The organism is Smaragdicoccus niigatensis DSM 44881 = NBRC 103563, assembly GCF_000380645.1.
Taxonomy (GTDB): domain Bacteria; phylum Actinomycetota; class Actinomycetes; order Mycobacteriales; family Mycobacteriaceae; genus Smaragdicoccus; species Smaragdicoccus niigatensis.
Map to the genome: position 1 here is coordinate 242,045 of NZ_AQXZ01000015.1, position 12,025 is coordinate 254,069.

13 protein-coding genes and 1 tRNA gene are annotated in these 12,025 nt (G+C 64.8%); 7 read left to right on the forward strand and 7 right to left on the reverse strand.

From position 1 onward, the window contains the following. Positions 1-6: 6 nt before the first annotated feature. Entirely contained in the window at positions 7-768 is a 762-nt protein-coding gene (locus F600_RS27670) for a hypothetical protein (RefSeq protein WP_018160432.1), read from the forward strand. Positions 769-838: 70 nt separating this feature from the next. Here the strand turns inward: F600_RS27670 and F600_RS0109780 are convergent, their stop codons facing one another. Then, a complete protein-coding gene (locus F600_RS0109780) occupies positions 839-1,267 on the reverse strand; it encodes an SRPBCC family protein (RefSeq protein WP_018160433.1) in 429 nt (142 codons plus the stop codon). 185 nt (positions 1,268-1,452) lie between these two features. Between F600_RS0109780 and F600_RS0109785 the strand changes: the two genes are divergently transcribed. Next, positions 1,453-2,226 carry an SGNH/GDSL hydrolase family protein gene (locus F600_RS0109785; RefSeq protein ID WP_018160434.1) on the forward strand — a complete coding sequence of 258 codons (774 nt, stop codon included), beginning with the start codon at positions 1,453-1,455 and terminating at the stop codon, positions 2,224-2,226. A gap of 7 nt (positions 2,227-2,233) precedes the next feature. Here the strand turns inward: F600_RS0109785 and F600_RS0109790 are convergent. The 3 genes from F600_RS0109790 to F600_RS0109800 form a co-directional block, all read right to left on the reverse strand. Next, positions 2,234-2,305: transfer RNA gene (locus F600_RS0109790), tRNA-Thr, on the reverse strand. 52 nt (positions 2,306-2,357) lie between these two features. Further along, positions 2,358-2,585: an MbtH family protein gene (locus F600_RS0109795; protein ID WP_018160435.1), complete on the reverse strand. Its 228-nt coding sequence runs from the start codon at positions 2,583-2,585 to the stop codon at positions 2,358-2,360. Positions 2,586-2,700: 115 nt separating this feature from the next. Next, complete coding sequence (locus tag F600_RS0109800) at positions 2,701-3,504, reverse strand: alpha/beta fold hydrolase (RefSeq protein WP_018160436.1); 804 nt, start codon at positions 3,502-3,504, stop codon at positions 2,701-2,703. 251 nt (positions 3,505-3,755) lie between these two features. On the opposite strand from F600_RS0109800, the gene F600_RS32000 reads away from it, so the two are divergent. From F600_RS32000 to F600_RS0109815, 3 genes are all read left to right on the forward strand, one after another. Further along, a complete protein-coding gene (locus tag F600_RS32000) occupies positions 3,756-3,926 on the forward strand; it encodes a hypothetical protein (RefSeq protein WP_018160437.1) in 171 nt (56 codons plus the stop codon). Next, positions 3,926-5,362: an alpha,alpha-trehalose-phosphate synthase (UDP-forming) gene (locus F600_RS0109810; protein WP_018160438.1), complete on the forward strand. Its 1,437-nt coding sequence runs from the start codon at positions 3,926-3,928 to the stop codon at positions 5,360-5,362. The genes F600_RS32000 and F600_RS0109810 overlap by 1 nt, the downstream gene beginning before the upstream one ends. A 148-nt stretch (positions 5,363-5,510) precedes the next feature. Further along, the gene (locus F600_RS0109815) at positions 5,511-5,927 is read left to right on the forward strand and encodes a helix-turn-helix domain-containing protein (RefSeq protein ID WP_018160439.1); all 417 of its coding nucleotides are present in this window, start codon (positions 5,511-5,513) and stop codon (positions 5,925-5,927) included. Here F600_RS0109815 and F600_RS27675 read toward each other — a convergent pair. The 3 genes from F600_RS27675 to F600_RS31595 are packed head-to-tail and all read right to left on the reverse strand — an operon-like array spanning position 5,917 to position 8,134. Next, entirely contained in the window at positions 5,917-6,888 is a 972-nt protein-coding gene (locus F600_RS27675) for a hypothetical protein (RefSeq protein WP_018160440.1), read from the reverse strand. The genes F600_RS0109815 and F600_RS27675 overlap by 11 nt on opposite strands. After that, positions 6,885-7,394 carry an ImmA/IrrE family metallo-endopeptidase gene (locus tag F600_RS0109825; RefSeq protein ID WP_018160441.1) on the reverse strand — a complete coding sequence of 170 codons (510 nt, stop codon included), beginning with the start codon at positions 7,392-7,394 and terminating at the stop codon, positions 6,885-6,887. Before F600_RS0109825 ends, F600_RS27675 begins: the two co-directional genes overlap by 4 nt. Further along, positions 7,394-8,134 (reverse strand): hypothetical protein, encoded by a 741-nt coding sequence (locus F600_RS31595; RefSeq protein WP_156024507.1) that lies wholly within the window; start codon positions 8,132-8,134, stop codon positions 7,394-7,396. The genes F600_RS0109825 and F600_RS31595 overlap by 1 nt, the downstream gene beginning before the upstream one ends. Before the next feature lie 167 nt (positions 8,135-8,301). On the opposite strand from F600_RS31595, the gene otsB reads away from it, so the two are divergent. Next, the gene (gene otsB, locus F600_RS0109840) at positions 8,302-10,851 is read left to right on the forward strand and encodes a trehalose-phosphatase (protein ID WP_026306361.1); all 2,550 of its coding nucleotides are present in this window, start codon (positions 8,302-8,304) and stop codon (positions 10,849-10,851) included. A gap of 202 nt (positions 10,852-11,053) precedes the next feature. Beyond that, positions 11,054-12,019 (forward strand): DUF6777 domain-containing protein, encoded by a 966-nt coding sequence (locus F600_RS27680; RefSeq protein WP_156024508.1) that lies wholly within the window; start codon positions 11,054-11,056, stop codon positions 12,017-12,019. The last annotated feature ends 6 nt before the right edge of the window (positions 12,020-12,025 follow it).

Below are 12,025 nucleotides of genomic sequence, written 5' to 3' on the forward strand. Positions count from 1 at the left end.
CTCGCTGTGAACATCACGTCGATTGCTTTAACACCGCTGAAGGCCGCGGTCTCGGTCGCCGACTCAGCCATGATGATCGCCGAAGGCTCGATCAAACTCGCCCGCGATGCGCTCGGCGCCTCGGTCGGTGCGATCACCGGCGAACCGCCCGCGGGCAACCAACTCGAACTCGCCGGCCGACTCGCCAGTCTGCTCGAAGAGGACCGCGCGGTCGGTCGCATAGTGCGCCCGGGTGGTCCGATGGACATGCTCATGCGCCGGGGTGGAGCGATCGACGCCGCCACCTCCCCCGGTGGTGCGGTGGAACGCCTCCTCCAGCCGGGCGGTCCCGTCGATCGGCTGTTCGAGCCCGGCGGCGTGGTGGAGCAGTCACTGGAGCCAGGCGGACTCATCGATCGGCTGACGGTCCGGGGCGGCATTCTCGAGCGGCTCACCGCCCCCGGTGGAATCGCCGAAAAGCTGCTGGAAGAGAACGGCATCGTCGAACGCCTCGTCGCCGAGGAATCCGCGCTCGACAAGCTCGTCACGCCGGGCGGAGCGCTCGACCAGTTGGTGACGCTCAGTCAGACGTTGTCCGCGTTGCTGCCAGCGATCGAGAACCTCGGGAAGACTGTCGAAGGTCTTCAAGACGCCTCGAAGGGTCTCATCAGCGCCAGCGGCGCGATCAGTGACGTGGCTGGAAAGCTCCCGGGTGCGCGACTCCTCAGCGCTGCCCGGAAGCCCAAGGTCGTCGCGACGGTCGAAGTCGAAGAGACGACGACGCCGTAACTGCCAAACCTGACCTGGGCTTCCATTGCGTGCATCCGATCGGGTGCACGCAATGGACGTCCATGGATCCCTAGCCGCGGTTGATCTGCTGCACGAGCAGCTTCAGCAGCGTGAACGAGATCGCCTTGCAGGCGAGCTGCTCGACGACCTTCACGCGCTCGGTCGCGGAAATTCGGTAGACGATCTCGGTGCCGTTCGGGATCTCGTGCAACTCGATGTCGCCGAAGTAGTCCTTCAGCGGAACGCCGGCGAGGGCCTTGTACTGCAGGCGCTTGTTCGGCTCGAAAACGGTGATCTGCTCGACGATCGCCGGGCCGGGAACGGCCGGCGCGAGCCGGCGCACCGCACCGACACCGTTACGGTCGGGCGACCCCTCCTGGGTGAGCGTGACGTTCAACCCGCGTCCCGGACCCCACTTCGCCATTCCCTCGTGGTCGGCGACAACGCTCCAGACTTTGTCGATCGGTGCGGAAACCGTGGCGGTGGTGACAGCGAACATGTGGACTCCTGCAGATGTCGGACTGATGGATCGACCATAGCTGAGTAGCTTCCGAAGCTACTCGCCGCCGCAACGTTCCGGCTGGTCGAGTCGGAACCAAGGCCCTCACCAGGTACTTTGGTCCCGAATGGGGTTAGTCCGCCATCCGCTTACAAACAAAACCAACCGGTCTCTAGAATCCGAGGGTGACAATCAAGCTGCCGCGCATCGGCCCCGACGGACGCCGTCGGGGGGCTTGGATCCTGCTCCTCGTCGTCACCGCAATCATCTTGGCCACGGTGACCTCGATGGCGATGACTCCGTGCACGTCGCGCCCAGGTGATGGCGGTGTCAAGGTCGCGCTTTCCGACGGGCGAGCGCTGCGCGTTCTGTACATCGGCGACAGTCTCTCCTACGGGTTGTATGCATCGTCCGCAGACAAGGGCTTCCGCCAGCGGATGAACGCGGAATTCACCAAGGTCCACTCAGTCGATGCGAAAGCGGTCGGCGCCGTCGCCTACACCGCATCGACGATCGACCTCGGAACGATCGGCGGTAACTGGGACCTCGCGGTCGTTGAGCAGGGCACGAACGACACCGGCAGGTCTAGCCTCGACACCTTCCGCAATGACTACGCGAAGCTTCTTGACGCGGTTCTCGCGCACTCGCCGCTGGTGCAACTGGTCTGCCTCGGCGTCTGGACCGAACCGCGATTCGCGCAATACTACGACCGCATTATCGAATCCGAATGCCTGAGCCGCGGCGGCACATTCCGGCCCCTGAGCGATCTGTTCGACAATCCGGAGAATCGTGGACCGGCCGGGCTCGCCCGGTTCGGCGGAACGTCGGACAACTTCCATCCGAACGACCTCGGTCACGAGCGGATCAGCGCACGGCTACGGGGAGCGATCATTCTCACCGACGGACGTCAGCCGTGGTACCGCGCACTATTCACACGTCTGCGCGGATGCTCGATCTGAACGACAGAGCCCCCTGTCAGGATTGAACTGACGACCTTCGCTTTACAAGAGCGGTGCTCTACCACTGAGCTAAGGAGGCGAAAATCCGATTACCCGGCCCTCGTGAGGACCGGGCAATCAGGGAAATCGGATCAGCGGGCGGCTTCGTCGGCTGCCATCGCGTCGCGGAGGCTCTTCGGACGCATGTCCGTCCAGTTCTCCTCGACGTATTTGATGCAGGCCTCGCGGCTTTCCTCGCCGAAGACCACACGCCATCCAGCCGGGACGTCAGCGAACGTCGGCCACAGCGAGTGCTGCTCCTCGTCGTTGACCAGCACGAAGAACCGGCCGTCCGCGTCGTCAAACGGGTTGGTGCTCATCTCACCTCACAAATCGCAGTCAAAGACTTCAGGTCCGGACATTCGGCATCACCGGCGGCCACGGACACGCACTTATCGAGATTACGCTATCGCGCGCAGGTGTCCGGTACGGAGGCTAAGAAGCGGAGAAGAAATCGAGCATGGCCTGGTTGACCAGTTCGGGCTTCTCCAGATAGCCGTAATGCCCGGTGTCGGGGATCGAGACGTAGCGCGCACCCGGAATCGCCTGTGCGACTTCCTCCGTCAAATACGGCGGGATCATCCGGTCGTCCGCGAAGGCCATCCCGAGCACAGGAACCCGGATTCCACGATAGGCGTCCACCCGGTTGAATTCGCGGTCCATCCGACGCTGAGCCTTCACGCCGGCGGACGGTGCCCCGATCGTGAACTCGAAGATGTCGAGCCAATCGCGTGCCGCTCGCTCGTCCGCCAACGTCGCCGGCGACAGGTTCATCACCGCGGTTACCGCGGCTTGGTACTTCGCCGGCAGCTTCACACCGTTCTGGTCGAGTTCGCGCTCGCCGGCGGACAGCGTGCGCTGGAACTGGTCGAATCGACCGTGCCCACCCATGAGCACGGCCTTCGACACGAGCTCGGGGTGCGCGAGCGCCACTTCGGCGGCCACGCGAGCACCCATGGACGTGCCGACCAGGTAGGCCGGACCACCGAGCTGCTTGATGAGGCCCGCGGTGTCGGCGACCAGGTCATTGATGGTCATGCCGTGCGCCGCCTCGTACGACGGCGAGATGCCGCGGTTGTCGAAGGTGCAGACGCGGTACCCGGCCTTCACCAGGGCGGGCGTCTGGTGCAGGTCCCACACGCGGCCCGGACTTCCGGTTCCCATGATCATCACGACGAGTTGGCCGGAGCCTTTGACCGTGTAGTTGATCGGAATTCCGTTGACGGTCGCGATCGGCATCGACAGTCCTCCCCCAGTGTCGCTGTGCAGACTGTCAACCACCGTAGCGCCTCGTGTGCGTGTGAACCGCTTCGTGGGTGGGCACTCTGCCGAGCGATACGGTGTTCGACTCACGAGATACGGTGCTCATCTCAAGCGATACGGTGTTCCACTCCAGTGACGCGATGTGCGCCCACCGCAAAGAACAAAGTGGTGCGCCAAGTAGAGATAGAGTCGGACAATACGATCGCCCTACCAGGAGAATCCGCGCAATGACCCAACCCACCGAACCGGCAACGATCTCGGACGAGGACCTTCAGCCAGTCACGGACGAGACAGCTCGCCAGGCCCAGCGCGTGGTCGCCGCGTACGCAACAGACGCGGACGAGTGCCGGATGCTGCTGTCGATGCTGGGAATCGGACCGAGCAGCAGGCTCGACTAGTGACCGGCGGCTCGGATTTCGTCGTCGTAGCGAACCGACTTCCGGTCGACCTCGAGAAGCTCCCCGATGGGACCTCTCGGTGGAAGCGGAGTCCGGGCGGCCTGGTGACGGCTCTCGAGCCGATTCTTCGACACAACTCCGGCGCCTGGATCGGGTGGCCGGGTGTCGCCGATGTCGATGTGGAACCGATCATCGAGGGCGGTATCGACCTTCATCCGGTGCGGCTGTCGGCGCAGGAGGTCCTCGACTACTACGAGGGGTTCTCCAACGACACCTTGTGGCCGCTGTACCACGACGTCATCGTCAAGCCCAAGTACGTGCGGGAATGGTGGACGGCATACGTCGAGGTCAACCGGCGGTTCGCCGAGGCAACGGCCAAGGTCGCCGCGGAGGGCGCGATCGTCTGGGTGCAGGACTACCAGCTTCAGCTGGTTCCCAAGATGCTGCGCATGCTCCGGCCCGATGTCACCATCGGGTTCTTCCTGCACATCCCGTTCCCACCGGTCGAGCTGTTCATGCAGATGCCGTGGCGAACCGAGATCGTCCAGGGTCTTCTCGGTGCGGACCTCATCGGCTTCCATCTCGTCGGCGGTGCGCAGAACTTCCTCTACCTCGCCAAGCGCCTCGCCGGCCGGCAAACATCCCGCGGTGCCGTCGGCATCCGGAACCGGCTGGGTGAGGTCCAGATGGGCAATCGCTCGGTCAAGGTTGGCGCGTTCCCGATTTCGATCGCGTCCAACGAGATTGACGAGCTGAGCAAACGCAAGGACATTCGCGAGCGCGCGCAACAGATCCGGAAGGAACTCGGCGACCCGGACAAAATCATCCTCGGGGTGGACCGTCTGGACTACACCAAGGGCATCGACGTCCGCCTCGACGCGGTGCTCGAGCTCCTTGCTGAACACCGAATGGATCCCAACCGAACGGTGATGCTTCAACTTGCAACTCCAAGTCGCGAGCGAGTGCAGAGCTACATCGAATTGCGCGGGCATGTCGAACAACAGGTCGGTCGCATCAATGGTGAGTACGGACAAGTCGGACACCCGGTCGTCCACTACCTCCACCGACCCATTCCGCGCGGCGAATTGATGGCCTTCATGGTCGCTGCGGACGTCATGATGGTCACTCCCCTGCGCGATGGAATGAACCTCGTCGCCAAGGAATACGTCGCCTGCCACAGCGATCTTCACGGTGCTCTCGTACTGAGCGAATTCGCCGGTGCCGCAGCAGAATTGATCCACTCCTACCTGTGTAATCCGCACGACCTGGAGAGTGTCAAAGACGCTCTTGAATCAGCGCTCACCCAGGACCCGGAAACGGGCCGCAGCCGCATGCGCGCACTGCGCCGACAGGTCCTCGCACACGACGTCGACCGCTGGGCGCGCGCCTTCCTCGGCGCGCTCGAGAAGTCGAAATCCTCCAACTCGGTTCAGTAGCCAAAGCCGCACGTCACATTATTGTGTCCTCTGTTTGATGGACAATAAGCATCCCCCTGCTCGACTACGCCAGCAAACTGGTGGATAATGTGCCTGAGCAGACGTGTGAGGACCTCAGAGTGCAGCGAGAGGAAGAGGCGGCATAGCAATGAGCGACTTCGCTGAACGACTCAACAAATTGTTCGAGACCGTTCATCCGCCGGGACGCAAGGCGCATACAAACGCCGAAGTCGCAGCGGCTCTGACGGCGGCCGGTCACCCAATCTCGAAGCCATATCTGTCCCAGCTACGTTCTGGGCAACGCACCAACCCGTCGAACGAGACGGTCGCTTCGCTGGCGAAGTTCTTCAAGGTGAAGCCCGACTATTTCTTCAACGACATCTACGCATCCAAGATCGACCACGATCTCGATCTTCTGTCGCAACTGCAGGGTTACGGGCTGCGCCGCTTGTCGGCTCGCGCGTTCGACCTCAGCGAGGAGTCGCAGAACCTCCTCACCGCGATGGCAGAGAAGCTCCGCGCCAGCGAAGGTCTCCCGGAGATCCCGCCGGACGCTACGCCGTAGATCCCGATTCGCTGGCCAGTCGGTCGAATTCGGCGGCCAGCGAAACGACCCAGCGGCGGGCAGACATGCCCGCCGGCGGAGCGATCCACTCTGTGTCGACATTGGGCGCGAGTGACGGATCGACCAGCCATCGGACAACACTTCTCGCACGCTCACGCGCATTCCGCGGTGGATTAACGCGCCTGCTCACCACTCCGAGATCCGCCAAGATCGCGGACTGCAGATAGATCGCATCCATGATGTGTGCGACGTGGTCGCTCGACCGCAGGACAATCGTCTTATGCCCGGGGTCTTCGGTCAGCACATCCGGGAAACGTTTCGTCAACACCACGTGCAATCGCCGGATCCGAATGAGCACGACGAGCGATCGGATCCATACTTCGGCGAGAACCCACACCGAGCCGATCGCGATCAGCAGGTTGTGCGACGCCATCAGCCCCGCGGACGGTTCGTGCCCGTTCAGAACGACGTACAGCGCACTCAGTGCCGCACCCACGACTCCCGCGGTGTAAACCCCGATGCCGCGTCCGAGAACGGTCCAGGAGACGTGCCGTGCGCCGACCACCACCGCGAACACAGCGGCGACGACCACCGCCGCCCAGCCGAGCGGTTGATGGATCGCGAAGCCCACTCCGGTCGCCGTCAACGCCACGACGTAGAAGATCCAAGTCCGCACCCGGTTCTTCGGCAGGATCGGGTGCGCGGCCTCGGAGATCGTCAGGGTGGCCGCGGCGAACAATCCCCACAACGCCTCGACGACGTGTTTCCGGAGGTCTTCGGAGCCCGCGAGCCGATCGAAGGTGCCGGCCACGTCGGGCATCAGCAGCATGGTGTTCAGCGCGACGGTGCCGACCGAAATCGCGATCGCGACCCGGACAGGGGTGGCCTGCCGGACCAGGACGCGACCGATCCGCGCCCCGACCGCACACCACACGACGGCGGCTGCCAGCCACAGTGTCATCCAAGCGCCTCGTCGAACCGAAGGCGTGCCATTCGGTCGCTTCCGTCACCCAGCACTTGCAGACGGTTCAACAGCATGCTCGCGAAGGTCTCCGCCTCCCACTCCGCAAGCTCGTCCTCACCGAACTCTTCCGAGCCGAGCATCTTGCGCGAGTTCAGCATGTAGGAGACGAGGTCCGGATCGACGGCAAGGAGTGCCTCGGCAGTCGGCGTCCCCTGGTGGTCGAATACGACGTGACCGAGTTCGTGCGCGAGAGTCCGGGCGCGATCGGGCAGTCCGGCGGCCAGCACGATGACATCGCGATCGTCGTAGCGACGACGCTGCCCGCAGACACCGTGCGCCAACGGCAGGACCTCTACCTCGATGGGGCGCTTCCGTTCGACGGCGACCGCGCTCACGACGTCGTCGAACGACAAGCAGCGGTGTTCGACCGCAACATCGCACACCGCGTCGACCGCCACCGCCACCTTGCGGTACGAGCGGCCCGATCGTGCGGCGCTACTCATCAGACACCGCCGCCCGCACCGAACAACGCCGCGCGCGCCGCGGACCGCCGTTGCTGTGCCTGCACCGCACCGCGGTAGGCGATCAGTCCGGCCATCAAACCGAGCGCCCCCAGCCCGGCGACACCACCGGCGGCGGCCACCGGGTTCGCGGTCGCGGCGAGGTTCGCACTCGAGTGCCCGACTGGGCCATGGGCTTGCTGGCCCGGATTCGCGGGCACCAGCCCACCGCCTTGGTAGCCCGACGGCTGGTCCGGCCCGTTGCCGCCAGCGCCGGGGATCTCGACGCTCTGGGGTTCCCGGGTCGACGTCGCCGGCGCGAGCGTGGTGGTCTTCGGGGCAGACGTCGTCGTGCCCGGCACCATTTGACTTTCGAACCTTCCGCCGCCGGAGCCGGCGGCGCCGCCCATGTTCGGAGGCGGCGTGATTTCCGTCGTCGTGATGCTGGTGGTCGTGCTCGTTTCGGCGTTCGCGGTTGTCGATGGGACCGTCGAAGTCGTCACGGGACGCGTGTTCGTCGCGGGCAACGGCGGAGCAACCTCGCCGAGCTCAGGGATGTCGATATCGGCCAGCGGCGGCCACGTCTTCGCGATCGTCGTTGGCGCCGCGGACGTGGTAGAGGAGGTTTCCGGCACGCCCGGATCGACCGCTGGAGCAGCCTGAACGAGTGCAATTGCGGACCACGACAGCGAGGCGGCTGCAATTGCAACCGCCAGCGATTTCGCCCCCGAAATGCGCGCCAAACCAGACCCTCCCCCAAAGCAGGTTAACCGCTTCGTCGCTGCCTCACGAATCGAGAATGCCCACGTTGATCAAAAGTGCCCGGAACCACTTCAACGAAAACGCGGGAAAAATCACGCGCAAATTCAGCAGCGCGGCACCAAGCGCTCCGATGTCCTAGGTTAGAAACGTGGGTGCCGAAGATCTTGCTGTTGAACTCCGTAGAGCACTGACCGCCATTGCGCGTACCCCCCGGTTGCTCGTCGCCTCCGACTACGACGGAACGATGTCACCGATCGTCACGGACCCGTCCAAGGCGTTCCCGCATCCGGAGTCGGTGCGTGCCTTGCGAGCGCTCGCGGGACTGTCGTCGACGGCTGCCGCGGTCATTTCCGGCCGCGCGCTGCGCGATCTCGCGATGCTGTCCCGGCTCCCGGTCGAGGTACAGCTCGTGGGCAGCCACGGCTCCGAGTTCGACGTCGGCTTCGTGCATGCGATCGACAACGACGCCAAACAACTTCTCACCGAACTCAAGCACGAACTCGAGACGATCGCTTCGACCCGCGAGGGCGTCGGCGTCGAGATGAAGCCGGCGAGCATCGCACTACACGTCCGCAATGCCTCCCGCGAAGACGCCAAGTCCGCCCTGCACAAGGTACGCACCGGCTGCGCCAAGTGGGTCGGCGTGCAGGTCACCGAAGGCAAGGAAGTCATCGAACTCGCGGTCATCAAGACCGACAAGGGCGAGGCCCTCGACATCATCCGGCACCAGGCCGGCGCGACGGCGACCATCTTCTTCGGCGACGACGTCACCGACGAGAAGGCCTTCAACCGCCTCCACGGACCCGATATCGGAGTCAAGGTCGGTCAGGGTGACAGTCAGGCGCATTTCCGCGTCAACAGCACCGAAGACGTCGCTGCCGCGCTGGCGTTCCTGTACGAGGAACGACGCACCTGGCTCTCGGGTGCGAACGCTCCGCAGATCGAACGACTGACGATGCTGGCGAGCCCGCGCTCGGTTGCCCTCGTGACCCCGGACGCGAACCTCACGTGGCTGTGCCACCCCGAACCGGATTCGGCCGCGATCTTCGCGCACCTCCTCGGCGGCGAGAACGCCGGCGAATTCAGCATCGGACCGGAGCGCCCCGCGCTACCGCTGTCGCAGCGCTACATCGACTGGACGATGACCGTCGAGACCCGGTGGGCGAGTTTGCAGGTCACGGATTACCTGCCGCACGACGTCGGGCGCGACCGGACAGACCTCACTCGCGTCATCACGGGCGATGCGAAAGCTGTGGTGCGGTTCGCCCCGCGTCCGGAATTCGGTCAGGTTCAGGTGTCGATCGAGCAAGAGGCATTCGGTCTTCGCATCTACGGCCCGAACGACCCGCTGGTTCTACGCTCCCCGGGCGTCGAGTGGCACATCACGACGGACGGCATGCACCAAAGTGCGCACGCGGTCGTCGACCCGTCGCACGGTCCGGTCGTGCTCGAATTGCGTTGCGGCAGCTGGGACCTGGGTCCTTCGCAGGTCGATGAATCGGTTCGGCGAGCCGAAGCGGAAGCGTATTGGCGCGACTGGGCAACATCGCTCTCCATCCCGAAGCGCAAGCCGGGACTCATTCGCCGCTCGGCGCTGACCTTGCGCGGGCTTGTGCACGAGCCCTCGGGTTCGATCCTCGCCGCGGCGACGACGTCGCTGCCGGAAGACCTGGGCGGTGTCCGCAACTGGGACTACCGCTACTGCTGGCTGCGCGATGCCGCGTTGACCGCGTCGGCGCTGGTGTCGCTGGGTTCGCTGGGCGAGGCCGAGCGCTACCTCGAGTGGGTCCACCGCGTCCTGGCCAAGCTCCGGAGTCCGGAACGTCTGCACCCGCTGTACACGATCCACGGCGGTGCGCTGCCACCCGAAGCCGTCATCGACTCGCTGCCGGGTTACGCGGGTTCGCGGCCCGTGCGAGTCGGCAACGCGGCGAACAACCAGGTCCAGCTCGACGTTTTCGGACCGGTGGTCGACCTCATCAGCAACCTCGCGCACGAACGCGAAGCCCTTGGGGTCGCACATGACGACGCACTTCCCGACCGGGACTGGGAACTGGTTCGCGCGATGGTCAAGGCCGTTCGCCGACGCTGGCATGAACCGGACCACGGCATCTGGGAGATCCGCGACAATCCGCGCCACCACGTCTACTCGAAGGTCATGTGTTGGCTGACCGTCGACCGCGCGCTCACCCTCACCAAGCAGTTCGGCCGTAAGGCCGGCGAGGACTGGGAGGATCTGCGCGCCAAGATCGCCGACGACGTGTTGACCAACGGCTGGAACGAGGATGTTCAATCGTTCACCGCGGCGTACGACGGCACGGACCTCGACGCGGCATCGCTGTTCATCGGACTGTCCGGACTCATCGCCGCAGACGACCCGCGGTTCGCCGCGACCGTCGTCGCGACCGAGGCCGAGCTGCGCAGCGGATCCACGGTCTACCGCTACCACCACGACGACGGGCTCCCCGGCGGTGAGGGCGGGTTCCACCTGTGTGCGGCGTGGCTCGTCGAGGCATACCTGCTGATCGGCAAGCGTGACGACGCCGAAGCGCTGTTCGGTCAGCTGGTCGCCGCCGCGGGCCCGACGGGACTGCTCAGCGAGGAGTACGACCCGGTCGCTGAACGCTCACTGGGCAATCACCCACAGGCGTACAGCCACCTCGGCCTGATTCGGTGCTCGCAGTTGTTGTCGAACTAGCGAGGGAGCCACTGCCTGGCGAGTCCCCTTTACGGCTGATACCCGGCGGTTGATCGATCTGCGATCATCGGTCGGTCACGATAGGAGCACGTCATTGGTTCGGGGTTCGCGAGGAATGCGGGTTCACCTCGCGATCGCTGTTCTGGTTGTCGTTTGTGGATTTTTCGGGGCAGCGTGTTCGGAAGCGCCCGCGGCACAGTCGATGTCCATCAAGCTGGAAGAATCCGGGTCCAACGGCGTGTTTCCGTGGGTTGACTCGTTGGTGTCCGGCGATATTCCCGCGATCCCGGCGACGCCGGAGGCGGATCGCTCATTGCCGACGTCAGCGGCCTCGGACGGCGGCAACATGGTGGTCTCGTCGGTTACCGGCGATCGAGCCGGTTTGTACGGCGGTTCCGGCGAGATTGCCGTGTGCGACACCGAAAGATTGATCGCGTTCCTGCACAGCGATCCGGCAAAGGCGCGCGCATGGTCGTCGGTGTTGGACGCTGGCGATGTGGACGCCTACGTGCGGTCGTTGACTGCGGTGGTACTGCGCGTCGACACCCTCGTCACGAACCATGGCTTCGAGAACGGTGCAGCCACGGAGTACCCCGCGGTCTTGCAAGCCGGTACCGCGGTACTCGTCGACAAGAGCGGATCGCCGCGGGTGCGATGCGCCAGTGGAAGTCCCTTGACGCCGCCGACGACCCCAACGAACACGAACTCGACGTCCGTCCAGTTCGACGGGCCCCGGTGGCCGCGATTCGCACCGCAGACGGTGTTTGCCGTCGCGCCAGCACCGCAACAGGTCACCGTGTTCACTGTCGTCGACCTCCGGACTGGCAAACTCATCGAGAAGCTCGCGGGGTTCGTCGCGAAAGCAGCGCCGACGACAACCACCGAAGCGCCACCGCCGCCGCTGGAAGCGGCGCCGATTCCAGCGCCCGCTCCGGAGCCGGAGAAGGTAGTGCCGACGACACCGGCTCCCGCGCCGACGACCCAGGCGCCTCCGCCCACAACTCAGCCTCTGCCGCGGCCCCCGATCGTCATCGAAACCCAGCCGCCGGTGGCCGAATGCGATCCGCTATATGACGAGTACGAGTGCCAGGGACCGCCCGTAGACGAGCCGGCGCCGACGACACCACCGCCGCCGTCAAACGGCTTTGGTAATCCGATCCTCCTGTAGCCGTGA

What these genes read in the sequence shown, in the direction of transcription:
- F600_RS0109780 (WP_018160433.1), bottom strand. Translation starts at nt 1,267, where the DNA reads ATGTTCGCTGTCACCACCGCCACGGTTTCCGCACCGATCGACAAAGTC.
- F600_RS0109795 (WP_018160435.1), bottom strand. Translation starts at nt 2,585, where the DNA reads ATGAGCACCAACCCGTTTGACGACGCGGACGGCCGGTTCTTCGTGCTG.
- F600_RS0109800 (WP_018160436.1), bottom strand. Translation starts at nt 3,504, where the DNA reads ATGCCGATCGCGACCGTCAACGGAATTCCGATCAACTACACGGTCAAA.
- F600_RS32000 (WP_018160437.1), top strand. Translation starts at nt 3,756, where the DNA reads ATGACCCAACCCACCGAACCGGCAACGATCTCGGACGAGGACCTTCAG.
- F600_RS0109815 (WP_018160439.1), top strand. Translation starts at nt 5,511, where the DNA reads ATGAGCGACTTCGCTGAACGACTCAACAAATTGTTCGAGACCGTTCAT.
- F600_RS27675 (WP_018160440.1), bottom strand. Translation starts at nt 6,888, where the DNA reads ATGACACTGTGGCTGGCAGCCGCCGTCGTGTGGTGTGCGGTCGGGGCG.
- F600_RS0109825 (WP_018160441.1), bottom strand. Translation starts at nt 7,394, where the DNA reads ATGAGTAGCGCCGCACGATCGGGCCGCTCGTACCGCAAGGTGGCGGTG.
- F600_RS27680 (WP_156024508.1), top strand. Translation starts at nt 11,054, where the DNA reads ATGTCCATCAAGCTGGAAGAATCCGGGTCCAACGGCGTGTTTCCGTGG.